Genomic DNA, 22,185 nt, shown 5'->3' with positions numbered 1-22,185 from the left:
GGGGCGCTCCTGCCAGGCGTGCTTTTGGGAGAATGACGCTCAGAATTTCAAGAGACAAGCAAGTAGGGAATCGGATCGTTTCGCGTATTTTTGGTGGCGAGACATATGTTCCATTTCTCTTAATCCCGAAAAACTCCAGGTGCCAAGCATGCCGACGAAAATTTTTCAGAAACCGAAGGAGTAATTGACCGCCATTTGCATTTTAGCGACACTCTCAAGTGTGATTGCCTTTCATTAACCGAATTTTTTAATCTTTAAGTCTAAGGAAACAGTAGCGCCAAGTTTGCGCTTCTGACTGAATTTTAGGGGTAACTAATGTATACCTTGCGCGATCTCGCTTCCAAAGCACGGATAACGGAGACTGCCAGTGAAGAGCTGGTGTCTGCCGATAACCGGCCGCGCGCAGTCAGGCACCAAACATATGTCGTCCGCGAAGAGGAAACGGTCGCGCCCGCAAGCAAAGGATTGATGCTGCCTGAAGTCGATCTTTTCCAGGCGCTCGCCTGGCTGCGTGCAAGGTGGATTCCGATAGCTTTGCTCGCCGTCATAGGCGGGCTGGCCGGGCTTGCCTATGGCATGACGGCAAAGCCGCGATATACCGCCTACACGGATTTGCTGGTGCCGCCCTCCGGTCTTCAATTGCTGCCGAACGATGTCTATGCCCAAAGTTTGCAGGCGGATAGTCAGATTCTCGACATCGAAAGCAAGATGCGCATCCTGACTTCCGGCAACGTGCTCCGGCGGGTCGTGACGGATTTGAAACTGAACGACGATGCCGAGTTTGTTCCTCCACCGCCAGCTTTCGATCTTCGAGCCATGCTTGGCCTCAGCAAACCGGCAGGCCCGAAAGACGACACGCTGACCGCAGTGCGCGCGTTGTCGCAACGCATCAACGTTACGCGGCCCGAGCGTTCGTATCTGGTTACGATTGCGGTTTGGACGGACAGTCCGGAAAAATCGGTCAGGGTTGCCGATTCCCTCGCGAATGCCTTTCAGGAAGAGGTTGCCCAAGCGGATGCCGACGGAGCAGGGCGGGCCGCCACCGCCCTGTCCGAACGTCTGGCCACCTTGCAGAAGGCTGCGACGGAAGCGGAAGAGAAAGTCGCGGCGTTTCGCAGGGCGCATGGTCTGCAGACGGCAGGAGGGGAACTCGTCAGCACCCAGTCGATGACGCAGATCAACTCCAAGCTGGTCGATGCCAAGGCGCGAGTTGCTGACGCAAGCACGCGCTACGAGGAATTGACCAGGGACACCGGCAGCGCCGTCAGCCCGGCAAGCACGTTGCAGTCGCCCACGATGACGAACCTGCGTGGCCAATATGCGTCGCTGAAACAGCGTTACGACGCTCTCGCCATGACTTATGGGCCACGTTACCCGGAACTTATAAATACGGAGCGCCAGCTTGCAGGTCTGGAACAGCAGATGATGCAGGAACGGGCACGTATCCTGCAATCGGCGAAGGTCGATCTTGATCAGGCGAATGCGGTCGTTGCTGCGCTCAATGCACAGGCAGCTTCCGCACGTTCGGCTGTCGCACTCGACAATGATGCCCAGGTCCAGCTTTCGGACCTCGAGCGGGACATGGCCGCGAAAGTTTCGATCTACAACACGTTCCTGACCCGCTCGTCGGAGACAAGCCAGCGCCAGCAGCTCGATGCGACCAATATCCGCATTATTTCGACGGCAATTCCGCCAATAGGCCGCAGCTGGCCGCCCAAGACGGTGGTGCTGGGTGCCGCTGGCGGCATTGCCGGAACGGGCCTCGGTGTGGTTCTTGTACTGGGTCTGAGCTATCTTGGTGCATGGCGCCGAAACCGTGAGGGTCTGGTCTGACTTGGCTGAACTGTCGGTACATTACCGTGAAGGGATCCGGCCACAGGTCTCGTCGGCTATTGGGGCCGCTTTTTTTCTTTGTATGTTCCTGTTTATCTGGGTCGGGACGAATCCCTATCCTGATCTTGGCGCCGTGACCGGGGTGTCGGCTAAAGCCGCTGAATCCAGTTCGCTCAATCAGTTGGTCACCTTGTTTCTCACGGGCGGCTTTCTGGTTTGTGCGCTTAGCAGCTCGATGCGCGATGCCGTCTTGCAACCGCGCGTTTTGATCGGTCTGGTTTTCTTCTGGCTTTTCGTGACAGCCTTGCCGTCTGCTCATCCCCTGATCGCAGGCAAAAAAGTGGTTTTGTCTGTTCTGACTGCGTTAAATGCAAGCATCTTTCTCCTGCTGCCGCAGTCTGAACGCCAGCTGGCGCGGTTGTTGGCGATCGGCTCGCTGATAACGCTGGCATTGGCCTATTTCGGCGTAATCTTTTTGCCACAACGTGCCATTCATCAGGCTACCGAAGTCATTGAGCCCATGCTGGCCGGTGCATGGCGTGGTCACTATCCGCACAAGAATGCTGCCGCTGCCTCTCTGGTTCTGCTGAGTTTTTTCGGGCTCTACGTCTGGAAAACCGGCTTGCCGAAAACCGGATTGCTGATTGTTGCGCTTTGTGTGGTCTTTGTTCTGCATACGGGCGGCAAGACGTCGACGGCGATGCTGCCGTTTATCGTCTTGATGTCGCAGATGTTTGTACGGCTGAAATGGACGCGTGTTTTCATCGCGATTGGCGGGATCGCGGCCTTTAATATTATTGCCGTCGGGGCCGCTGTATTCGATCCCTTGCGGGAGCTTGTCCAAAACTTGGGAGTTGACGCCAGCTTCACCAATCGGTCAGATATCTGGAAACTTGCATTCTCTGCGATCTCGGCCAAACCGATTTTCGGCTATGGTCTGGACTCGTTTTGGAAGACGCCTGAAATGGTCTATGCAGGCGGCGGTGGCGCAAGCTGGGCTGTCGCCGCTTTCAATGCGCATAATTCGTTTCTCGATATGATGATCAATGCCGGCATTATCGGTCTGGTTTTGACACTTTTCTGGATAATGATCCTGCCCCTTCGGTATATTAAGGAAGCGGAAAGAACAGATAACAATCCTATATTAACGCTCCTGTACATTCGGCTTTGGCTTTATGGATTATATATGTCTTGTATGGAAAGTACGTTCTTTCAGAACGGTGGGGCAGTTTGGTTCTGTATCATGGTTGCCATCTTCGGATTGCGTTTGCAGGCTAAGGCAAGGCTTGTCTGAGAGTCTGAATTAAAAAACGCCGTTTGCAGGCCGGGATGGCGATTTTGAACAGGCTCTGAGATAGCTTTGGGGAAGGCAGTGCAGTGGCGGACATGAACGGTCTTGAAAGGGCGCGCAGTCGCCTGGAATGGTATGTCACACGGCTGAACGACAGTATCAGCCGTCGCTTTCCATTGCGGCCGTGCTGCCTGCCGGAGAATGAACGGATCATTACTTTTACGTTTGACGATGTGCCTGACACGGCGCAATGCACCGGGGCTGCCATTCTGGAGAAGTATGGGGTTCGCGGAACATTCTATATCGCAGGGAATCTGGTTGGCACGAAAGAAACCAAAAGAAACCTGATTACGCAGGAGGGCTGCCGGAAGCTGGTCGAGCGTGGGCATGAACTGGGCTGCCATACCTATAGCCACCTCAATGTGCCTTACGTCAATGCGCAGGAAATAGCGGCTGACCTTGACCGCAACACGGCCTATCTCGATGCGTTTGAGCCTGATCGTATCGAACAGCGCAGCTTTGCCTACCCCTATTGCGCTTCGTCCGTCATGTCGCGACGGCTTTTTGCCGGCCGTTTCGCGACTTGTCGCGGCGGCGGCAATCGCATCAATCGCGGCATGATTGATCTTGCCTTTTTGCAGGCCGTGGAAATAAGACAGCCAGACGACGGGGCTGCGCGCCAGACCCGCTGGATCGATGATCTTAGTGCCAATCCTGGCTGGCTCGTCTTTTATACGCATGATATCAGCGATACGCCGACTGAATTCGGGTGCAGGCCTGAGACCTTTGAACGCCTCGTATCCCATGCGGCGAAGAGCGGAGCGGCTGTTCTTTCCGTTCGCGAGGCGCTGGCGCGCCTTGGCGTACAATGAGGTGCTGCTTGACGCATGTAAATGACAGGGAACATCGCCTGCTGGCGATCAACAATTACTTTTATCGGCGCGGTGGTGCCGAAACAGTTTTTCTCGATCACATCAAGCTCTTTTCCGAAATCGGCTGGCAAACCGCACCCTTTGCCATGCAGCATCCAGATAATTTTGCGTCCGACTGGTCGTCCTATTTCGTGTCCGAAATAGAGTATGGACGGGAAAGCAGCCCGCTGACCAAAGTCGTGCAGGCGGGCAAGATCATCTATTCATGGGAGGCGCGGGACCGGATCAAGGCGCTGATCGAGCACTTTCGTCCCAATGTCGCGCATGCACACAATATCTATCATCATCTATCGCCGTCGATTTTCCCGGTTCTGAAAGACGCTGGAATTCCGACAGTCATGACGGCCCACGACCTGAAACTTGCCTGTCCGGCCTATAAGATGCTGTCACACAACCAGATATGCGAGCGCTGCAAGGGCGGGCGCATCTATAATGTGGCGCTTCACAAATGCATCAAGGATTCCACGGCGTTAAGCGGTCTGGTGCTCGTTGAGACGGCAATTCATCGCATGCTCGGCCTATATCGCAACACGCTTGACCGTATCGTCGTGCCAAGCCGCTTCTATATTGCAAAGCTTGCTGAATGGGGCTGGCCGGAAGAGAAACTGGTCTACATTCCCAATTTCGCCCATACGGACGATCTGAAACCCTATACGGATGAGGGCGATTATTTCGCCTATGTCGGGCGGCTGGCGCCGGAAAAGGGGATCGGTACGCTCATTCGCGCGGCGGCTCTTGCCGGACAGAAACTTGTCATTGCTGGCACGGGACCGGAAGAACAATCATTGAAGGCACTTGCGGCCGAGACGGGTGGCGATGTCACCTTTGCAGGCTATGTCTCAGGCGAACGGCTGTATCGGCTGATCGGCGAGGCGAAAGCGCTTGTTCTGCCGTCTGAATGGTATGAGAACGCCCCCATCAGTATTCTGGAGGCCTATGCACTTGGGGTGCCGGTGATCGGCGCGGACATTGGCGGAATTCCCGAAATGATTATCGAAGGCGAGACCGGGATGGTTTCGCGTACGGGCGATATTGACGATCTCGCCCGCGTCCTGGGCGCTTTTGCGCGATTGGCTCCGCAGGCGCGGCGCAAGATGGGAGAGGCAGGCCGCCTCTGGGCGGGCAATGAATTCTCGCCACAGGCATACAGAAACCGCACGCTGGAGCTTTATGCCGAGTTGGGAGCACTTTGATGGTTCGAAACGACAAGCGGCCTCGCGTCATGATGCTGGGACTTCGCGGCGTTCCGAATGTGCAGGGCGGCGTGGAAAAACATGTCGAAGAGCTCGCCCGGCTTTATGTGACGAAAGGCTGGGATGTCGAGGTCATCGGACGCCGTCCTTATCTTGAAAAGAAGCAGCCCTATGTCTGGGAGGGGGTACAGGTGACGCCAGGCTGGGCGCCGACCTCCATGAAGTTCGAGGCAATTGTGCACACGGTGTTGGGCGTGCTGAGAGCCGGTTTCAGTCGTCCGGATATTTTGCACATTCACGCAATCGGTCCGGCGCTTGCCGTTCCGCTGGCACGCCTTTTCGGACTGCGTACGGTCGTGACGCATCACGGTTTTGATTATAACCGTCAGAAGTGGGGACGGCTTGCGCGCGCAATGCTGAAGCTTGGCGAATGGTGCGGCATGCGCTTTGCAAATGCGCGGATCGCAGTGTCCAACGATATCGCAAAAACCATGCGGCAGCATTATCACGTGCCGATCACTTTTATCCCCAATGGCGTCACGCTTCGGCCAGCCTGTACCGACACGACGTGGCTGGAAAAACACGGCCTCGCTCCGAAACGCTACATTGCTCTTGTGGCGCGGATCGTTCCAGAAAAACGTCAGCTTGATCTCATCGAGGCCTTCGCGAAGCTTTCCGATCCTTCTCTCAAACTGGCCCTGATCGGATCAGCGGAATATACGGCTGAATATGCTGCGACTGTTCGCGCAAGAGCTGAAACTGTGCCGGGCGTCGTGCTGACGGGCGCGCTGCGGGGCGACGAGCTCTCGGCATTGTTCAGTCAGGCGGCACTATTCGTGTTGCCTTCCAGCCATGAGGGCATGCCGATCGCGCTTCTCGAAGCGATGGGATACGGCTTGAACGTACTTGCAAGCGATATCACTGCGAATGTCGAAGTGGGGCTTTCGAAAGACAGCTACTTTCCATTGGGCGATATCGATGCTTTGGCGAGCGCGCTGCGGCAGAAAATCGATACACCTCTAACCAGCGAGCAGTCGCAGGAAATGATCGACTGGATTGCACGGGATTATAGCTGGAGCGGGATCGCTGATCGCACGCTGAAGGTCTATGAGGAAGGGAGTAGGGGAATAGGGGAGTAAGGGAATATGGATGGATGAATCTGTTCCCAAAAGTCGCCGGTGTGGCGACAAATTGATCTGTGCGCCCGGACCCGAAAGTCGCCCTTTCGCGCACATATGCCGTTTTCTGTTTCAGGCCCTGTGCGGAAATAGAAAAAGGGAGCTGCCGAACATGTTCGACATACTCCCTTATTCCCTTACTCACCTATTCCCGTAGATTATCGAGCCCGGCGACGCTCTGCCGTCGGCTGGAAGGCCAGACGCGAATGGTAGCTGCAATATGGGCTCGATTCACCGGATTCATGGCCGCAGAAATGGAAATCTTCGTTCAGCGGGTCACCGATCGGCCACTTGCAGGTGCGTTCGCTCAACTGCAATAGCGAAAGACGGCGTGAAATAGGCACAACCACGTCCGAAGCGGGCTTGACCACGGTCTCCGCCACGACGTCTACGGCGTAGTCCACCTGGAGGGCGGTGGCGCCGACCGTCTTGGTGACTGTGGCGGTGCGCATCGTCGTCGTATGCACGCCGGTTGAATGCTGTGCTGCAGGACGTGGCGCTGCGGCAACCGTATTGACTTTCTTGCTGCGCGGAGCAGCGGTCGTGGTCTTGCCACGACCCGAAAGCTTCAAACGGTGCACTTTGCCGATCACTGCATTACGGCTGACGCCGCCAAGCTGCGCTGCGATCTGGCTTGCGCTCAAGCCCTCGCTCCACAGTTTCTTCAGTAGTTCGACGCGTTCGTCTGTCCAGTTCATCGCCCTGGGCTCCAATCATTTTCGTTATCCGGAATCCGGCAGTGTTCTCGGATTGCTCCGAGCAAAAACACCATATCTATCCGGGTGACTAGGTCCGCCGCACGAAATGTAGCTTTAATCTCTAAAAAGAAACTACAATATCCAACGACTCCATGACAAGGGATAGCCTTGTCAGGCGGATTCCATTTTTACGGTTTTCCCCAACTTGGGTGCCAAAGACGGTTTTTATTTGATCCGCCCGAAATTTTGCACGCAATTGCTTCTGAACTGAAAACCCGGATTGTTTCAGGATGGAACATCGCGGACTAACGAGCGCGTCGTCTGGCTGTCTCAGTCGAGGAAAGGTCATTCTCTATATGGTGTCGGTGTCCGCGTAAAGCCACCTTCGCCTCCCGTAGGTTACAAGAGTGCGAAAATGCATGAACTCATGCTGAAAGATGGCCTTCAAACCTCGCGCGCTTTGATTGACATTTTTTCTATGAACGCCAATATACGCGCGAGATAAATATGCCGCCCCGAGGGCGGTTTTTTATTTCTGCCGAAGGCTCGTGCGAGAAGCATAAGTCAGCGGACCCATTCCTCTCATGTCTCATCGCATTTCGTGAGGGTTTGGAATGGGGTGTTGGGCGCTCGTCGAAAGGCGGGAACCGTTTCGGGCGCCTTAGGACTGTTAATGGGAAAACACAGCTTTGCCGGTACAGCCGGGCAAGCTGCTAATATAGGCTTTGGAGGCCTGACGCTATGACCGACGCTACGACCGTGCAACCGCTTTACGACACCTATAATCGTGCGGCTCTGCGCTTCGAGCGAGGTGAGGGCATCTGGCTTATTACTGAAAGCGGCGAACGCTATCTCGATTTCGCGGCTGGCATTGCTGTGAACTCGCTTGGTCATTCGCATCCGCATCTGGTGGAAACGCTGAAGACGCAGGCTGAAAAGCTCTGGCATCTGTCCAACGTTTACGAAATTCCGGCGCAGGAAAAGCTGGGGCGGCGTCTTGTCGAGAGCACTTTCGCCGACAAGGTCTTTTTCACCAATTCCGGCGCTGAAGCACTTGAGTGCGCGATCAAGACCGCGCGCCGCTATCATTATGTAAATGGCCATCCGGAACGCTTCCGCATTGTGACGTTTGAAGGCGCCTTCCATGGCCGCACGCTGGCCACGATCGCCGCTGGCGGCCAAGCCAAATATCTCGAAGGTTTTGGGCCAAAGGTCGATGGTTTCGATCAGGTGCCGTTCGGTGACGAGGCGGCATTGCGCGCAGCTATCACCGATGAGACCGCTGGTATCCTGCTTGAACCCGTACAGGGCGAAGGTGGTTTGCGCGGTTTCCCCGAAGAATTCATGCGCATGCTGCGTACTATCTGCGACGAAAAAGGCCTTCTGCTGATCCTCGATGAAGTGCAGACCGGCGTTGGCCGCACGGGCAAGCTGTTCGCGCATGAATGGGCCGGCATCAAGCCTGACATCATGGCGGTCGCCAAGGGCATCGGCGGCGGCTTCCCGATGGGCGCCTGCCTCGCAACTGCCGAAGCTGCCAAAGGCATGACGGCTGGTGTTCACGGCACGACCTATGGCGGTAATCCGCTGGCCATGGCTGTGGGCAATGCGGTTCTTGACGTTGTTCTGGCCGATGGCTTCCTTGAAAATGTCCAGGCTACCGCTCTGGTCATGAAACAGGGCCTCGCCTCCATCATTGACCGTTACCCCGACGTTGTTTCGGAAGTCCGTGGCCGCGGCCTGCTGATCGGTATCAAGTGCGTTGTGCCGAATACCAGTCTCATTCAGGCTCTCCGTGACGAGCATTTCTTGAGCGTCGGGGCTGGCGACAATGTCGTCCGTCTGCTTCCGCCGCTGATCACGACGCCCGAAGAAGCCCGCGAAGCGCTGAAGCGCATCGAAGCAGCGGTTGAACGGCTCGCAACTGCAAATCCGACCAGTAAGACAGCGTGATATCATGGCTAACGATAACGGGATCAAACACTTTATCGACCTCTCCGCTGTGCCTGCCTCGGAGCTTCGTGCGATCATGGAAGACGCCAAGGCGCGCAAGGCGCGCCTCAAGGCAGGAGAAATAGAAAGGCCATTCGCAGGCAAAGTGCTTGCGATGATCTTCGAAAAGCCGTCCACCCGCACGCGGGTGTCCTTCGATGTCGGCATGCGTCAGCTCGGCGGCGAGACAATCATGCTGACCGGCTCGGAAATGCAGCTCGGGCGCAGCGAAACCATCGCCGACACGGCCAAGGTCCTGTCGCGCTATGTCGATGCGATCATGATCCGCACCACATCCCATGACCGGATGCTGGAACTTGCCGAATATGCGACCGTTCCGGTCATCAACGCCCTGACGGACGACACGCACCCTTGTCAAATCATGGCCGACGTCCTTACATATGAGGAACATCGCGGCCCGATCAAAGGCAAGACCTTTGCCTGGATGGGGGATGGCAACAATGTCCTCCACTCGCTGGTCGAAGCTGCGGCGCGTTTTGATTTCAACGTCAATATCGCAACGCCGGAAGGCAGCGAACCCAAGTCGCAATATGTCGATTGGGCGAAAGCCAATGGCGCGAGCATCATGTCTACCATCGATCCGGAAAAGGCGGCGCAGGGTGCGGATTGCATCGTGACAGATACCTGGGTTTCGATGGGGCAGGAAGATCATGCTCGCGGCCACAACGTTTTCATGCCCTATCAGGTCAATGCGCGACTGATGGCAAAAGCTGATCCAAAGGCGCTTTTCATGCACTGCCTGCCCGCCCATCGCGGTGAGGAAGTGACGGATGAAGTGATCGACGGACCACAATCGGTTGTGTTCGATGAAGCAGAAAACAGGCTCCATGCCCAGAAAGCCATTCTGGCCTGGTGCCTGCAAGGAGCATAATTTGGCTGACAAGACCAGCAACGAGCATACCGAAGTCGAAACCATTCAGGTCAATCTGGGAGATTTCGGCTTCGCAGGCGATGATGCGGTTGTGCCCTTTCAGGTGGAAGGGCTCGACGTGCGTGGTCGCGCGGTTCAGCTCGGCGCCAGTATCGACGGTATCCTGAAACGCCATAACTACCCGGAAGAAGTGGCCCGCCTGCTGGCGGAAGCGACGGTGCTGACCGTATTGCTTGGCACTTCGCTCAAATTCGAAGGCAAGTTTATCTTCCAGACGCAGTCCGACGGTCCTGTGGATATGCTGGTGGTCGATTTCCGCACGCCGCGTTCGGTGCGTGCTTATGCACGTTTTGACGAAGAGCGTTTGAAGGAGGCGGTTGCCGCCCGCAAGACCAAACCCGAGGAATTGCTTGGACAAGGCACGCTTGCCTTTACGGTGGATCAGGGAGCCTATACCCAGCGTTATCAGGGCATTGTCGCGCTGGACGGCTCGACACTGGAAGAAATTGCCACGACCTATTTCCGCCAGTCGGAACAGATTCCGACTGATCTCAGGCTGAGTGTTGCCAAGCTCGTCGAGCGCGGCATCGACGGAAAGCCAGTCGAACAGTGGCGCGCCGGCGGATTGATCATTCAGTTTCTGCCGGAATCCGAATTGCGCGCCCGTATTCCTGATCTGCCGGGTGGCGATGAGGATGAAGCCGAAGCCACCCTCCACCCGGAAGATGATGCGTGGGATGAAGCCCGCTCGCTGGTCGGAACGATTGAAAGCTCGGAACTGACGGACCCGCAAGTCGGCTCGGAACGGTTGCTTTATCGTCTGTTCCATGAGCGTGGCGTTCGTGTGTTCGACTCGGTGCCCGTGCTGGATGAATGCTCATGTTCGCGCGATAAGATTGCCGGTGTGTTGTCGGGTTTTACGGCCGAAGAAATTGCGGAAAGCGCGGATAACGGCAAGATTTCCGTAACCTGTGAATTCTGCTCGAAAATCTATGCGTTTGATCCGGCGGAGTTCGAGAACTGATGCTCTGGAGCGCATCCCGAAAAGTGCGAAGCGGTTTTCGGAACAAGATGCGCGGAGAGACAAATGGATAGAACGGTTGCGGCCATTTCGTTTTAATCGGAGCCGCAACACAAATTCATTAGGAATTTATCCCCGTATGCGGGCTGTCGGTTAATCCTTCACTGGTCAACAGTGGAGAATACGATATGCCCGACATTTGGTTACCGGTTACCCAGCAGAATCTCGAGATTGAGGCTGGTAGTCCGCTTGATTTTTCAACATTCCTATTGAATCCGCCGATTACCGAGGAACGACGGCTCATCGTCAATTCGGACGGTCACATCGCCTTGCAGAGCAATCCGTCAGCTCCTTATCGGCTGTTGTGCGGTGCCATCAGCAGCATTCCCGACAACGCGACTGCGGACAAGATGGCGGTCCAGTTGCGTCGTCATGGATATAATTGCGCACGGTTCCATTTTCTCGACATTGCCTTGATGGAGGGCCAGCTTCAGGATTTCGCATACCGGCAGGATATTCTTGATCGGTTCCGTTACTACATGGCCGCATTGAAGCAGAACGGCATCTACTGGATCATTGATGGCCTCACATCGAATGCCGGCGCGTTGGGCGGCGTAGCGGATCGTTGGGGAACGGAAGGCAGGCTGAAACTCAAGACGCATGTTGAAAATGCGGCTTTCGGCCACTGGCTGCGTTTTCAGGTCGATATCTTTGGGACAATCAATCCTTACACGGGGCTTGTGCCATTCGAAGACCCGGCGATGGCGGTTGTTGTGCCGTTCAATGAAAATGGCCTGTCGTTCAATTCGTGGGTTTACGCCCACGGCGACTTGCAAGCGCTGACGGAACTGAAGCGGCCATTCAATGCCTGGCTGAAGGAGCAGTATGTTGCCACAGCGGCCTTGCAGGTTGCATGGGGTGTCGAGTTGTTGGCGAGCGAGCAGATAGAAAACGCCACTGTCATGCTACCTGCCGACCGCTACGTTGCGTCCAGACGGCTGCGTGATTTTGCACGTTTTTGCGTTTCGGTCGAAACCGAGACTGCAAAGAAAATGAGCGACTGCATTCGTGCGATGGGCTTCAAGGGCATCATCGCACCATATAACAATGGATATGGTATCCAAACCATCCTGACCCGCCGCAATCAACAGGCTGCGGCGATGAATACCTATCATGATCCAAACGACAATATGACAGGTCCGATCCTCCAGACCAGTTCGTTTGAAGGGGCCGTGGCTTACATCCGGAATGCAGCTGCTACACGTCTGGCGGGCAAGCCGTTCGTAGTAACGGAGTACGATCACGTTTTCTGGAACAGGCATCGCTATGAGGCGGGACTCGCAATGCCGGCTTATGCGGCTTTCCAGGATTGGGATATCCTGTGCCGCCACAGCAATGGAGCGCTTATCCTTGGTTATGGCGGCAGCGATTTTAACGAACAGTATATCCGTCCTTACCGAACGGCGTTGGATCCTGTTGCCCGTGCCGGTGAAACCTTGTCGGCACTGCTGTTCCGGCGTGGAGATGTTGCAAAGGCGTTGCACCGTGTGGTGGCGCAGATGCAGGATGTCGGAAATCTGGCCGGGCTGGACATGCAGGAACCGGATGCTGTGACGATCATGTCGCTGATGTCGAGTTTCGCGCAAGGCGATGCCTCGCTCACACCAGGCGCTGTGTCGGTCGGCTCTCCTCGCCAGATTGGCTCCCGTGCCGATGCTGTCACATTCCTGCGCAACAATGGAGTTCTGGCTGCAACAAATCCAAGCGATGCGGCGTCGGGGATATATGTCAGCGATACCGGAGAAATCAGGCTTGATAGCGCGGCAAAACAGATGCGGGTCGTCACGCAGCATACGGAAGCGCTGGCATTCTCATTGATCACCCAGCCGGTACAGCTCGGGCAGCTTTGGGTCGGCTCGGCGTCCGGTGCGGGTATGCTGGCGGTTTCCTCGCTTGATGGTCAGTCGGTAGCGGACAGCAGTAAGCTATTGCTGATCTTCACCACGGATGCACGTAATACCGACATGGCCTTCAGCGATAGCGAAGAAAAGACCGTCAGCAGCTTTGGCACCTTGCCGGTGCAGATCAAGGTTGGGCATGTCTGGTTCAAGATGCCGATCAACACGGCTTGGCGCATATCCCCGCTCGGACTGGATGGCGTGGTGCAGCCTCCGGCGATTACGGGTAACGGATCGGATGGACTGAATGTCGAGCTTTGGAACAATGTTTCTGTTCTGCCAAACCCGCCCGGACCGACGACTTATTTTCTGATCGAACGCCTTTAAAAATCTTCTCACCGGGCGCCGGATTGCGCGCCCTGTTGAATATCAATTCAATGTACGTCGCAGGTCCGGCATGTCAAGCGAGAAGGCGGGAATATCGACCTCGAACATGACGCCTCCGGTGCCCTGCATTTGGTACCGTCCCACCATTACGCCTGATGTGGTGCTCAACGGGCAGCCCGAGGAATATTGAAATGAATCACCGGGCTCAAGTGTTGGCTGCTCGCCAACCACGCCCGCGCCGCGCACCTCTTCGACACGTCCGTTTGCATCGGTGATTTGCCAGTAGCGCGAGCGAAGCTGTACTGTTTCAGCGGAATTATTGGCGATCGTTATACGGTAGCCCCAGACATAACGGTTTTCGTCCGGCTCGGACTGGTCTTCCAGATAAAAAGGTTCGACCGAAACTTCGATCCCCCGCGTTACCGCTTTATACATGCGCACTGCCCTGCATTCACATCGGCCCTGACATCCCGCAATCTGGATCGCAAGGATGCTTGTCTATTTAACGGTTCGTCAGTTCGGTTTACGCCGCTATTCGCCCCTCCTATCGCCAAAGTTGCGGGAGAGGTCAACAATGTGGGACAGCAAATACAACGCAATTGCCGAAATCTCCGGCAATTGCGTCGTTTAGGTCTCTGTTTGCAGCCTAAAAGCCACAATATTGGGAACCGGCGTTCAGCGAGCTACCTTCAACGCTGCTTCCACGTCTTCCACGAGATCGTCCGTATCCTCAAGGCCGAGCGATATGCGAAGCAGGCCGTCCGAGATACCAAGTTCGGCCTTGGCCTCGTCGGTAAGGTTCTTGTGCGTCGTGGTTGCCGGGTGCGTAATAAGGCTTTTTGCGTCACCCAGATTGTTGGAAATGCTGAAGACCTGCAAGGCGTTCTGGAACTTGAACGCAGCCTCCTTGCCGCCTTCCAGTTCCAGAGCGATGAGGGTTGAGCCACCGGTCATCTGCTTGGCGATAATTTCGGCCTGTGGATGGTCTGCCCGCCCCGGATAGATCACGCGCTTGACGCCTGGCTTGCCAGCGAGGAAGTCTGCAACCGCAGCCGCCGAATGCGTTTGCTGGCGCACGCGCACGGACAGTGTTTCAAGGCCCTTCAGCATGATCCACGCATTGAAGGGGCTGAGGCCCGGACCCGTGTGACGGAAATAATCCTGCAGGGTGTTTTCAATCCACTCGCGGTCGGAGAGAACCACGCCGCCAAGGCAACGCCCTTGGCCATCGATGTGTTTGGTTGCCGAATAAACGACGATGTGGGCACCGAGTTCGAGCGGCTTCTGGAAAAGCGGCGTTGCGAAAACATTGTCGACGATGAGCTTGGCGCCCGCTTCATTGGCGACCTGCGCAACGGCAGCGATGTCGATGATTTCGAGCGTCGGATTGGACGGGCTTTCAAGGAACATAACCTTGGTGTTCGGGCGAACAGCCGCTTTCCAGTTTTCGATGTCGGAACCATCGATGATCGAGATTTCGACGCCATATTTAGGCAGAAGCGTCTCGACGATGTAGCGACAGGAGCCGAAGACGGCGCGGGCGGAAATCACGTGATCGCCGGCCTGCACCTGACATAGAATGGCCGCGGCCACTGCCGCCATGCCGGATGCGGTGGCGCGTGCTTCCTCGGCGCCTTCCAGCGCGCACATGCGCTTTTCAAACATGTCCGTGGTCGGGTTGGCATAACGCGAATAGATGAAACCCGGGTCCTCACCCTTGAAGCGCGCTTCGGCAGCTTCGGCATTGGGATAAAGGAAGCCCTGCGTCAGAAACATTGCTTCCGACATTTCGGCAAATCCGGAGCGCAACGATCCGGCATGCACGAGTTCGGTTGCGGGGCGAAATTTGCGGGTACTCTCAGTCGTCATTTTTCCAACCTGTCGAAAAGCTGGTCGGCCGGGGCGGGAAGAAATGCCTCGGCGGCCAATAAAAAACCGGCCTTGCGAACACGCAAAAGGCCGGTAACGAACCGCGGCCTTTTTTAGCGAATTCTTTAACGTGGCTGCAAGCCGGCCGGCCAAATCACCACGGAACAGTTTTTCATTATGCCTGTTGGGCAAGGCCGTCAATGCCGAAACAGTCCCGTTTCAGGAAAAGCGTATCCGAGGCGCCACGAAAATACTCGGATTCCTGCGGAAAACCCGGTTTCCCACTGCTCTAAGGGTTGGCATTGACGCCGCGACCGGTCAATGGTCTTTGTCAAGCAGTGCTTAGGCTACGGAGTATCGGGTTGATGATGCAGAAAGATGCTGGAATTCTGGCGGATGCGGATATTTCCGCGCTGTTTGAAAGCGGTTTGCTGGCGTCTCCACGCCCTCTCGATGCCGATCAGATACAGCCTGCGAGCCTGGATCTGAGGCTTGGCGCAAAAGCATATCGTGTTCGCGCCTCCTTCATGCCGGGCCCTGGCACGCCGGTCATAGATAAGCTGGAGCGGTTGAAGCTGCACGAGATCGACCTGACGGCAGGGGCCGTTCTTGAAACGGGCTGCGTTTATATCGTCCCGCTTCTTGAAGGCTTGGCGCTGTCGCCTGATCTTTCCGCATCCGCAAATCCGAAAAGCTCGACGGGCCGTCTGGATATCTTCACGCGCGTCATTGCCGATGGCGCGCAGGAATTCGACAAGGTGCCGGCCGGTTATAATGGCCCGCTTTATCTGGAAGTCAGCCCACGCACGTTTCCGATTGTGGTGCGTACGGGTTCGCGCCTGTCGCAGATACGCTTCCGCAAGGGGCGGGCCCAACTCGATGAGGCCGAACTTGCCGCGCTCCATGATGCGGAAACGCTGGTCGCTGCGGAAATGCCGAATATCTCCGGCGGTGGCATAGCGCTGTCGGTTGATCTTTCTGGCGGTCCTGACCGGCTGGTCGGCTATCGCGGCAAGCACCATACGGCTGTGGTGGATGTGGACAAGCGTGCGGCGCACGACATCCTTGATTTCTGGGAGCCGATCTATGATCGCGGTGCGCGCGAACTCGTGCTTGATCCGGATGAATTCTATATTCTGGTTTCGCGTGAGGCCGTGCATGTGCCACCGCTTTATGCGGCTGAAATGACGCCGTTCGACCCGCTGGTCGGCGAATTCCGTGTCCATTATGCAGGCTTCTTCGATCCGGGCTTCGGGCATAGTGCTGCGGGCGGAACCGGCAGCCGCGCGGTACTGGAAGTCCGCAGCCACGAGGTTCCGTTCATTCTGGAACATGGGCAGATCGTGGGCCGCCTGGTTTACGAACATATGCTGCATCGCCCTTCGGCGCTCTATGGCGTCGATCTCGGTTCCAACTACCAGGCGCAGCAGTTGAAGCTTTCCAAGCATTTTCGTTGACTATAGTAGCCTCCTCCAAGCAAATATAATTCTGGTGGAGGAGCAAGGTCGACGTGACGAATGGAACTGAACGGGATCGAGACAAACGGCCTCAAGCGGCAACGGATGCTCCGCAACGCAGGCTGTCGGTGGGCGTTGTTGCGCTGCCGGGCTTTACGCTGACGGCACTCAGCCTTTTCCTCGATCCGTTTCGTCTTGCTGCCGATGACCGGGACAAGAGCCGCCAGATACGTTGTGCATGGAAGATTTGCACACTGTCGGGAGATCCCGTCACGTCAAGCTCCGGCATGGTGATCGAGCCAACCGCTTCTATCGGCGAGCTTGATGATTGCGATTATGTTGCGGTTGTCGGCGGGCTGCTTGCGCAATATCGGCCGCGACAGCAGGCGCTGATCGATCTTCTCAAGCGCGCAGATCGACGCGGCAAGACTGTCGTTGGCCTTTGCACTGCTGCCTTTCTGCTGGCTGAAGCTGGCCTGTTGCCGGACCGCAATTGCTGCGTCAGCTGGTTTCATCGTGATGACTTTCTGGAGCTTTTCGACGGCTATACCGCCGATACGACGAGCCTGTTTCATCGTAGCGGAAGGCATTTTACCTGTGCCGGAGGGCTTGGCACGGCATCGCTGGCGCTTTCAATTATACAAAACGAGATTTCGGAGGAACTGGCGCGCAAGAGTGCGTCCATCCTCATGATCCCCTATGAGCTTGTCCGTTCCGAACAACCGGCGTTGAGCTTCAACGGGGTGCGCTCGCCGATGATCCGCAAGGCAATCCGCATTTTCGAGGAAACGCTGGAAGATCCGGTGCCGATGATTGACGTCGCGCGGCGATTGGGAATTTCCGTCCGCCAGATGGAACGTGGCTTCAAGCTCGCCCTTGAGCGAACGGCGTTCGAGGTCCGTGAAGAGCTTCGGGTTAAAAAGGCCAAGGAACTTCTGTCGGAGACAAGCTTGTCGCTGCTGGAAGTGGCTGTTGCCAGCGGCTTTACCGATACGCGCAGCATGAACCGCTCGTTCTCGCGGCAAAAGCAGAAAGCACCGCGCGACTACCGTAAGCAGCGGTGAGCGAGTGCAGAACTTGCGAAGGCGGCAGGGACAGCCTATTTCTTGCGCGAAGAATCTATCGCTTTAGAGCATGATTCCGAAAAGTGGGAACCGGTTTTCGGATAAAATCATGCTCAAACAAAAGTTTAGAGCGGGATGACGTTTCAACTTAAGAGCATCCGCTCTGATCAATAACCATACAGGAGATTTGCATGTCGGATGGTGTAAACCGTTTTCTTGGCGATACCCCGGCCCGCGTTCTGATCAAGCTGGTGCTGATTTCGCTGGTGGTTGGCGTGGTCATGAGCGCGTTTCACTGGACGCCTTATGACATCTTGTACGGTATCCGCGATTTCTTCCTCCGCCTCTGGAACATGGGCTTTTCGGCAATCTCAGGTTTTGTCGACTATCTGGTCCTTGGCGCGGCTGTCGTCATCCCTGCCTTTATTTTGCTCCGTATCCTCAGCTACCGGAAATGAACTCAATTCAATAATTGGATAGCTCAGACAGGCAATGCAGCAAAAACAAGGATTTATACTTAACCGGCGTGGCTTTCTTGTCCTCGCCGGAGGGGCGTTGGCACTGTCGGCAATGCCATTGAACAAGGCATCGGCTGCTGGAGACAACGATCCAACCGCGATTTTCAATGCGATCCGGAAGGCAAACGGCCTGCCACTGATGGCAACGGATTCGAAGCTGGAGCAGGCTGCGCTCTATCAGGCAAAGCGCATGGCGAGTTACGGCAAGATCGGTCACAGCATCGGCTGGGGTAACGGTTTCGTCGCGCGGTTGCGCCAGGCAGGTATTCGTGGACCAGCGGCGGAGAACGTCGCGTCGGGACAGCGCGACACACAAGCCGTCTTCGACGCATGGATGAAATCGCCCGGCCACCGCAAGAACATGCTCGACCCGACTTTCGAGCATTATGGTCTTGCCTGGGCCACGCCTGAAAACAAACCCACCTACATATATTGGGCCATGATGCTCGGACTCTGATCGCGCACTCTCCTGACAGTTCGCTGTCAGGAGAGTGCGACAATCCGGTGGCCGAATTATCTGTCGTTTCGATCGATTCCAGAGTAGATCAATTCGATCAGGGGGAAGCATTCGGGACAAGCACAATGGATCAGTCGCTGCAACGTAATGGTGGCGTAACAAGGCCGTTCGACGTAACGCACCGGATGGTGATGCTGATCGCCATTCCCATGACGCTTGCCGCAATCACGACGCCGCTTCTCGGACTTGTCGATATGGGCGTTGTCGGCCAGATGGGACAGGCTGAGCTAATCGGCGGTCTGGCGATTGGCGCGCTTGTCTTCGATTTCCTGCTGTCGATATTCAACTTCCTCCGCTCCGGGACGACCGGGCTTGTCGCGCAGGCCGTGGGTGCGGAAGACGCCGTGGAAGAGCAGGCCATCTTCTGGCGCGCGATCATCATTGCGGTTATTGCAGGCGGTCTGATGATCTTGTGCCTGCCGATTATCATCGCTGTCTCTTCCAGCTTCATGCATCCGACATCGGCCACGCAGGAAGCGATGGCGACTTATGTTTCCATCCGCATGCTGTCGGCGCCGGTTGCCCTCATCAACTATTCGATCCTTGGGCTTATCCTCGGTCGCGGACAGGGCCTTGTCGGCCTCGGCCTTCAGGTGCTGCTCAATGGCATCAATATCGTGCTTTGCATCATTCTCGGGCTTGAATTGGGCTGGGGCGTCACCGGTGTTGCCTGGGCAACGGTGACAGGTGAAACCGTCGCCGCTTTTGTTGGCATGATCATCGTGCTGCGGTATTTCCGCAAGGATGCATCGCTGCGCCCCAACCGGGCACGAATATTCCAGAAAGAGGGAATTCTGCGCATGTTCGCGGTCAATCGCGACATCATGATCCGCTCGTTCCTGCTTCTCACGGCTTTCGCGTTCTTTACGCGGGCAGGGTCCGATCTTGGTCCCGTCACTCTGGCCGCCAATGCCGTTCTGATGAACTTCTTTCTCGTCGCGGGCTTCTTCCTGGACGGCATGGCGGCGGCGGCCGAGCAGATTGTCGGGCGGTCGATCGGGGCGCGCTACAGTCCGGCCTTTGTGCGCGGCGCCAAGCTCACTTTCGTCTGGGGGTTGGTCATGGCAAGCACCATTGCCTTTTGCCTGCTGGTTTTTGGCGATGCCATCATCGGACTGCTGGCCAAGGCGGAAGACGTCCATGCCGAAGCTCTGAAATATCTCCCCTGGGCGGCGCTGACAGGCATGACCGGACTGCTGGCCTTCCATATGGACGGCGTCTATATCGGCGCCACATGGTCGCGCGACATGCGAAACATGATGTTTCTGTCGCTCGCATTCTTCATGGTCGTTCTTTATGCGGCAAAGCCCCTGATGGGCAATCACGGGCTTTGGCTGGCTCTCAACCTGTTTCTGTCTATTCGCGGCGTCACGCTTCTGGCGATCCTGCCGCGACGCTATCGAACAGAATTCATTGCCTGATTACGCCGACAGTTCGCGCCCGGCCCAGTCCTTGGTGTCCCGGTCGCGCAGTGCGGCGATGTTGGCAACGCCCTCGCGCTTGACCGCGGCTGACAGGCCGCGCACGATTTCAGCAGGCAGGCTTGGTCCGCGATAGATGAGGCCCGTATAAAGCTGCACGAGATCGGCACCGGCCTTGATCTTTGCCAGCGCCGTCTCGGCGCTATCCACGCCGCCGACGCCGATCAGCGGCATGTCAGGACCGACACGCTCGCGCATGCGGGCAAGAACGATGGTGGAGCGGTCGAAAAGCGGGGCACCGGAAAGCCCCCCCGTTTCATCGCGATTGTTGACGCTTTTCAGCCCGGCGCGTGAAAGCGTGGTATTGGAAACAATGATGCCATCCAGCTTTTGTTCGGTCGCCTCGGCAGCGATGTCATCCAGTTCTTCGTTCATCAGATCGGGTGCGATCTTGAGGAAAACCGGGCGCTTGAGGGTGCACATCTTGCCCTCTTCATTGCGGGCTTCCAGTACGCGGCTCAATAGCTCCCTCAGGCTGTCACGTGCCTGAAGGTTGCGCAGGCCCGGCGTGTTGGGCGAAGAAATATTGACCGTGAAATAGCGCGCCAGCTGGTAGAAACGCCGAATACCGGCAACATAATCGGCAATGCGGTCTTCCGCATCCTTGTTGGCACCGATATTGACGCCCACGATGCCGCTTTTGCCTGCGCGTTGCGACAGGCGTTTGAATGCCGCGTCATGGCCCTCATTATTGAAGCCGAGACGATTGATGACCGCCCTGTCATCCACCAGGCGGAAAATGCGCGGGCGTGGATTGCCGCTTTGCGGGCGCGGCGTGATGGTGCCGATTTCGGTAAAGCCGAAGCCCAGCTTCAACAGCGCGTCGGGCACTTCAGCATTCTTGTCGTAACCCGCCGCCATGCCAAGCGGATTTGGAAACTGTAGCCCTGCAACCTTGACGGAAAGAGCCGGATCGTTTGGCGCGCCGCAGGTCACAAGACCGGTCTTCAGGCCGGCGATGGAAAGGCCATGTGCCTGTTCCGCATCGAAGGCAAAAAGGGCGCGTCGCCCGAGAGTTTCAAAAAGCCCGCTCATTAATCTTCCAGCTCCGGAAAAATGTGAAGACCATCGTCGCCCAGTGGCAGGGTTTCAACCTTCAAAACAGCTGCAAGCGGCAGCTGGCCATACAGATGGGGAAACAGGGCTCCGCCGCGTGAAACTTCAAACTTCAATGCTGCGCCAAGCACCGAGGCATCAACACTGATCAGAAGCAAATCCTGCTGGCCCGCAAAATGTTTGGCTGCCGTTTCCCGAACCTGCGTTGCAGTGGAGAAATGGATATAGCCATCGGCAATATCAACCGGCGCCCCGGTAAAACTGCCAGCCTGTTCTGCCTGCGCCCAAAGCCCGCGCGGGGCGATCTTATAGATGATCTCGTTGGTCATGGCTGCTCTCTAGACCGAATTTCTTCGGAAATCAAAGTCCCGCATGTTCGATTTTCGTCGTAAACCTCCCATATGATGGGGCATCGGAAAGAGAAGCTGAAGGGAATTGCATTATGTTCAACAGAAAGACACTGATGGTTCGTAATCTGGCTGCTGTTGTTCTTCTCGGTTCAGCGCTCGCCCCGGCCAATGCGCTCGCGCAGGAAAACGGGCGTTATCGGCTGGAAGGAACGGAAAACGGTTATGTCCGTCTGGACACACGAACCGGCGCGCTCTCCACCTGTGCGGAGCAGCAGGGGCAACTTGTGTGCAAGATGGCGACCGAAGATCGCGAGGCTCATGAGAACGATATTGCCAGCTTGCAGGATCGCGTGAAGAAGCTGGAAGACAAGGTTTCTGCCCTTGAAGGGAAGAGCGGAAGCGCTGCCTCGGGTCTTCCGACCGAGCAGGAGTTCGAGCAATCCATGAGCTATATGGAACGCTTCATGCGCCGCTTCATGGATATAGCGAAGAGCTTCGACAGCGAGCCGGAAACTCCCCGCAATGACGCCGCTCCCGGCGGTCGAACCTGAACCAAAC

20 protein-coding genes and 1 riboswitch are annotated in these 22,185 nt (G+C 56.4%); of the genes, 15 read left to right on the top strand and 5 right to left on the bottom strand.

What is annotated here, in order from left to right; translation table 11 throughout:
* The first annotated feature begins 315 nt into the window (after positions 1–315).
* The 5 genes from AC0TNJ_RS01075 (at position 316) to AC0TNJ_RS01055 (ending at position 6,388) form a co-directional block, all read left to right on the top strand.
* Positions 316–1,833 carry a GumC family protein gene (locus AC0TNJ_RS01075; RefSeq protein WP_473769951.1) on the top strand — a complete coding sequence of 506 codons (1,518 nt, stop codon included), beginning with the start codon at positions 316–318 and terminating at the stop codon, positions 1,831–1,833.
* A gap of 1 nt (position 1,834) precedes the next feature.
* Positions 1,835–3,127, top strand: coding sequence for an O-antigen ligase family protein (locus AC0TNJ_RS01070; protein ID WP_473768820.1), 1,293 nt, complete (start codon positions 1,835–1,837; stop codon positions 3,125–3,127).
* 92 nt (positions 3,128–3,219) lie between these two features.
* Entirely contained in the window at positions 3,220–3,996 is a 777-nt protein-coding gene (locus AC0TNJ_RS01065) for a polysaccharide deacetylase family protein (protein ID WP_473769960.1), read from the top strand.
* An 8-nt stretch (positions 3,997–4,004) separates the two neighbouring features.
* A complete protein-coding gene (locus tag AC0TNJ_RS01060; RefSeq protein WP_473769950.1) occupies positions 4,005–5,249 on the top strand; it encodes a glycosyltransferase family 4 protein in 1,245 nt (414 codons plus the stop codon).
* A complete protein-coding gene (locus AC0TNJ_RS01055; protein WP_473769949.1) occupies positions 5,249–6,388 on the top strand; it encodes a glycosyltransferase family 4 protein in 1,140 nt (379 codons plus the stop codon). The genes AC0TNJ_RS01060 and AC0TNJ_RS01055 overlap by 1 nt, the downstream gene beginning before the upstream one ends.
* Before the next feature lie 197 nt (positions 6,389–6,585).
* On the opposite strand, the gene AC0TNJ_RS01050 is transcribed toward AC0TNJ_RS01055, so the two are convergent.
* Complete coding sequence (locus tag AC0TNJ_RS01050; protein WP_006471065.1) at positions 6,586–7,125, bottom strand: GcrA family cell cycle regulator; 540 nt, start codon at positions 7,123–7,125, stop codon at positions 6,586–6,588.
* A 741-nt stretch (positions 7,126–7,866) separates the two neighbouring features.
* Between AC0TNJ_RS01050 and AC0TNJ_RS01045 the strand changes: the two genes are divergently transcribed.
* The 4 genes from AC0TNJ_RS01045 to AC0TNJ_RS01030 all read left to right on the top strand — a co-directional run bounded on the left by AC0TNJ_RS01045 (position 7,867) and on the right by AC0TNJ_RS01030 (position 13,315).
* Positions 7,867–9,078: an acetylornithine transaminase gene (locus AC0TNJ_RS01045; protein WP_473768817.1), complete on the top strand. Its 1,212-nt coding sequence runs from the start codon at positions 7,867–7,869 to the stop codon at positions 9,076–9,078.
* 4 nt (positions 9,079–9,082) lie between these two features.
* Positions 9,083–10,009: an ornithine carbamoyltransferase gene (argF, locus tag AC0TNJ_RS01040; protein ID WP_122000654.1), complete on the top strand. Its 927-nt coding sequence runs from the start codon at positions 9,083–9,085 to the stop codon at positions 10,007–10,009.
* Position 10,010: 1 nt separating this feature from the next.
* Positions 10,011–11,033, top strand: coding sequence for an Hsp33 family molecular chaperone (locus AC0TNJ_RS01035; protein WP_473769948.1), 1,023 nt, complete (start codon positions 10,011–10,013; stop codon positions 11,031–11,033).
* Positions 11,034–11,218: 185 nt separating this feature from the next.
* Positions 11,219–13,315 carry a glycoside hydrolase gene (locus AC0TNJ_RS01030; protein ID WP_473769947.1) on the top strand — a complete coding sequence of 699 codons (2,097 nt, stop codon included), beginning with the start codon at positions 11,219–11,221 and terminating at the stop codon, positions 13,313–13,315.
* 42 nt (positions 13,316–13,357) lie between these two features.
* On the opposite strand, the gene apaG is transcribed toward AC0TNJ_RS01030, so the two are convergent.
* Both apaG and AC0TNJ_RS01020 read right to left on the bottom strand, forming a co-directional pair.
* A complete protein-coding gene (apaG, locus tag AC0TNJ_RS01025; protein ID WP_122000651.1) occupies positions 13,358–13,750 on the bottom strand; it encodes a Co2+/Mg2+ efflux protein ApaG in 393 nt (130 codons plus the stop codon).
* A gap of 240 nt (positions 13,751–13,990) precedes the next feature.
* Positions 13,991–15,184: an O-succinylhomoserine sulfhydrylase gene (locus tag AC0TNJ_RS01020; protein ID WP_473769946.1), complete on the bottom strand. Its 1,194-nt coding sequence runs from the start codon at positions 15,182–15,184 to the stop codon at positions 13,991–13,993.
* Between the two features lie 91 nt (positions 15,185–15,275).
* A riboswitch (SAM riboswitch) is annotated at positions 15,276–15,355 on the bottom strand.
* Positions 15,356–15,549: 194 nt separating this feature from the next.
* Between AC0TNJ_RS01020 and AC0TNJ_RS01015 the strand changes: the two genes are divergently transcribed.
* The 5 genes from AC0TNJ_RS01015 (at position 15,550) to AC0TNJ_RS00995 (ending at position 20,161) form a co-directional block, all read left to right on the top strand.
* Positions 15,550–16,641, top strand: a complete 1,092-nt coding sequence (locus tag AC0TNJ_RS01015) for a 2'-deoxycytidine 5'-triphosphate deaminase (RefSeq protein ID WP_473769945.1) — start codon at positions 15,550–15,552, stop codon at positions 16,639–16,641.
* 53 nt (positions 16,642–16,694) lie between these two features.
* Entirely contained in the window at positions 16,695–17,705 is a 1,011-nt protein-coding gene (locus AC0TNJ_RS01010) for a GlxA family transcriptional regulator (protein WP_122000648.1), read from the top strand.
* Positions 17,706–17,896: 191 nt separating this feature from the next.
* Entirely contained in the window at positions 17,897–18,163 is a 267-nt protein-coding gene (locus AC0TNJ_RS01005; RefSeq protein WP_121982908.1) for a DUF6460 domain-containing protein, read from the top strand.
* A 34-nt stretch (positions 18,164–18,197) separates the two neighbouring features.
* On the top strand, positions 18,198–18,680 hold the full coding sequence (locus tag AC0TNJ_RS01000) for a CAP domain-containing protein (protein ID WP_122000647.1): 483 nt from the start codon (positions 18,198–18,200) through the stop codon (positions 18,678–18,680).
* 125 nt (positions 18,681–18,805) lie between these two features.
* Positions 18,806–20,161 (top strand): MATE family efflux transporter, encoded by a 1,356-nt coding sequence (locus AC0TNJ_RS00995; RefSeq protein WP_473769944.1) that lies wholly within the window; start codon positions 18,806–18,808, stop codon positions 20,159–20,161.
* Here the strand turns inward: AC0TNJ_RS00995 and AC0TNJ_RS00990 are convergent, their stop codons facing one another.
* Positions 20,162–21,256 carry a quinone-dependent dihydroorotate dehydrogenase gene (locus AC0TNJ_RS00990; RefSeq protein WP_473769943.1) on the bottom strand — a complete coding sequence of 365 codons (1,095 nt, stop codon included), beginning with the start codon at positions 21,254–21,256 and terminating at the stop codon, positions 20,162–20,164. It lies immediately after the preceding gene.
* Positions 21,256–21,606, bottom strand: coding sequence for a DUF952 domain-containing protein (locus AC0TNJ_RS00985; RefSeq protein ID WP_473769942.1), 351 nt, complete (start codon positions 21,604–21,606; stop codon positions 21,256–21,258). The genes AC0TNJ_RS00990 and AC0TNJ_RS00985 overlap by 1 nt, the downstream gene beginning before the upstream one ends.
* Positions 21,607–21,719: 113 nt before the next feature.
* Here AC0TNJ_RS00985 and AC0TNJ_RS00980 point away from each other — a divergent pair, with 113 nt between their 5' ends.
* Positions 21,720–22,178 carry a hypothetical protein gene (locus AC0TNJ_RS00980; RefSeq protein WP_473769941.1) on the top strand — a complete coding sequence of 153 codons (459 nt, stop codon included), beginning with the start codon at positions 21,720–21,722 and terminating at the stop codon, positions 22,176–22,178.
* The last annotated feature ends 7 nt before the right edge of the window (positions 22,179–22,185 follow it).

The sequence above is a fragment of the Ochrobactrum sp. PL_is483 genome (genome assembly GCF_055816855.1).
Note: the sequence above shows the minus strand (reverse complement) of the source record. Positions and strands in the feature narration are given on the sequence as shown.

What these genes read in the sequence shown, in the direction of transcription:
- AC0TNJ_RS01075 (WP_473769951.1), top strand. Translation starts at nt 316, where the DNA reads ATGTATACCTTGCGCGATCTCGCTTCCAAAGCACGGATAACGGAGACT.
- AC0TNJ_RS01065 (WP_473769960.1), top strand. Translation starts at nt 3,220, where the DNA reads ATGAACGGTCTTGAAAGGGCGCGCAGTCGCCTGGAATGGTATGTCACA.
- AC0TNJ_RS01055 (WP_473769949.1), top strand. Translation starts at nt 5,249, where the DNA reads ATGGTTCGAAACGACAAGCGGCCTCGCGTCATGATGCTGGGACTTCGC.
- AC0TNJ_RS01050 (WP_006471065.1), bottom strand. Translation starts at nt 7,125, where the DNA reads ATGAACTGGACAGACGAACGCGTCGAACTACTGAAGAAACTGTGGAGC.
- AC0TNJ_RS01045 (WP_473768817.1), top strand. Translation starts at nt 7,867, where the DNA reads ATGACCGACGCTACGACCGTGCAACCGCTTTACGACACCTATAATCGT.
- argF (WP_122000654.1), top strand. Translation starts at nt 9,083, where the DNA reads ATGGCTAACGATAACGGGATCAAACACTTTATCGACCTCTCCGCTGTG.
- AC0TNJ_RS01030 (WP_473769947.1), top strand. Translation starts at nt 11,219, where the DNA reads ATGCCCGACATTTGGTTACCGGTTACCCAGCAGAATCTCGAGATTGAG.
- apaG (WP_122000651.1), bottom strand. Translation starts at nt 13,750, where the DNA reads ATGTATAAAGCGGTAACGCGGGGGATCGAAGTTTCGGTCGAACCTTTT.
- AC0TNJ_RS01020 (WP_473769946.1), bottom strand. Translation starts at nt 15,184, where the DNA reads ATGACGACTGAGAGTACCCGCAAATTTCGCCCCGCAACCGAACTCGTG.
- AC0TNJ_RS01015 (WP_473769945.1), top strand. Translation starts at nt 15,550, where the DNA reads ATGATGCAGAAAGATGCTGGAATTCTGGCGGATGCGGATATTTCCGCG.
- AC0TNJ_RS01005 (WP_121982908.1), top strand. Translation starts at nt 17,897, where the DNA reads ATGTCGGATGGTGTAAACCGTTTTCTTGGCGATACCCCGGCCCGCGTT.
- AC0TNJ_RS01000 (WP_122000647.1), top strand. Translation starts at nt 18,198, where the DNA reads ATGCAGCAAAAACAAGGATTTATACTTAACCGGCGTGGCTTTCTTGTC.
- AC0TNJ_RS00995 (WP_473769944.1), top strand. Translation starts at nt 18,806, where the DNA reads ATGGATCAGTCGCTGCAACGTAATGGTGGCGTAACAAGGCCGTTCGAC.
- AC0TNJ_RS00990 (WP_473769943.1), bottom strand. Translation starts at nt 21,256, where the DNA reads ATGAGCGGGCTTTTTGAAACTCTCGGGCGACGCGCCCTTTTTGCCTTC.
- AC0TNJ_RS00985 (WP_473769942.1), bottom strand. Translation starts at nt 21,606, where the DNA reads ATGACCAACGAGATCATCTATAAGATCGCCCCGCGCGGGCTTTGGGCG.
- AC0TNJ_RS00980 (WP_473769941.1), top strand. Translation starts at nt 21,720, where the DNA reads ATGTTCAACAGAAAGACACTGATGGTTCGTAATCTGGCTGCTGTTGTT.